This window comes from Rhizobacter sp. P3_C12 (genome assembly GCF_056402735.1).
Window position 1 is genome coordinate 1 of sequence record NZ_JBFUGW010000602.1, and the last position, 1,226, is coordinate 1,226.

Annotated in this window: 2 protein-coding genes; both read left to right on the forward strand. The window is 74.9% G+C overall.

Going from position 1 to position 1,226, the window contains the following annotated elements; genetic code table 11:
* Nucleotides 1-565, forward strand: a 565-nt coding sequence (locus tag AC1DXV_RS34850) for an ATP-binding cassette domain-containing protein (protein ID WP_477938078.1), incomplete at its 5' end; no start/stop codon positions are given.
* Nucleotides 565-1,226: PhnE/PtxC family ABC transporter permease (locus AC1DXV_RS34855; protein WP_477938079.1), on the forward strand; the 662-nt coding region annotated here is incomplete at its 3' end. The genes AC1DXV_RS34850 and AC1DXV_RS34855, both read left to right, overlap by 1 nt.

Sequence of the window (1,226 nt, forward strand, 5' to 3'; positions counted from 1 at the left end):
GCTGTTCCTCGCGCCGCAGGTGCCGCCGCTGCCGCCGCGCCAGCGCGTCGTGACGGCGGTGCTGGCCGGGCGGCTGCCGGCGATGGGGCTGCTGCAGAGCCTGCGCACGCTGTGGAGCCCGCGCGACGCGGACCTCGCGCAGGCGGCGCTCGCCGAGCTGGGCCTGGCCGACAAGCTGTGGCTGCGCGTCGATCGCCTCTCCGGCGGCGAGCGGCAGCGGGTCGGGCTGGCGCGCGCGCTGGTGTCGCAGGCCGGGCTGTGGCTGGTCGACGAACCCTTGTCGGCGCTGGACCCGACCCGCGCGCGCGTCGTGATCGATGCGCTGCTCGGCGCCGCGCGGCGCGACGGCCGCACGCTGGTGTGCAGCCTGCACCAGGTGGACGTGGCGCGCGAGCGCTTCGCGCGCATCGTCGCGCTGCGCGCCGGCGTGTGCGTGTACGACGGCCCGGCGGCGGGGCTGGACGATGCGGCGCTGCGCGAGTTGTATGCGGGCGAGGTGGCGGCGCAGGCCCCGGAGGCCCCGGCTGCGGCCAGCGGGCTGTTGCCCGAAAGCATGTGCCGCTGATGGAACAGGCCGTGCGTCCGGGCGCTGCGGCGCTGCACGATCCGGCGCTGCTGCGCAGGGTGTCGCTGCTGCTGGTGGCGGCGGTTCTGGCGTGGCCGCTGCTGGTGTGGACCGAGTTCAACCCGGCGACGCTGCTGGACGCGCGCAGCCTGCGGGCGACCTGGAAGTTCGTGTCGGAATTCGTCCCGCCGAAGCACGATGCGGCGTTCCTCGGGCTGCTGCTGCAGGAGACCTGGCGCACCGTCGCCATCGCGACGGCGGGCCTGGCACTGGCGTGGGTGGTGGCGGTGCCGCTGGCCTTCCTGGCGACGGCGCGGCTGTCGCTCAGTGCGATCGCGACGCCGATGGGCCTGCTGCCGGCGCTGCTGCGGCAGGCGATCCGCTGGGTGCTGGTGGTGCTGCGCTCGATCCCCGAGCTGGTGTGGGCGCTGCTGTTCGTGCGGGCGGTGGGCCTGGGCCCGACCTCGGGCGTGCTGGCGATCGCGATCACCTACGGCGGCATGCTGGCCAAGGTGTATGCGGAGATCCTCGAAAGCGGCGACCCTGCGGCCACCCAGGCGCTGCTGCGCAACGGCAGCGGGCGCTTGCAGGCGCTGTGGTTCGGTGCGCTGCCGGAGTGCGCCGGCGAGCTGGTCAGCTACACGGTGTACCGCTGGGAGTG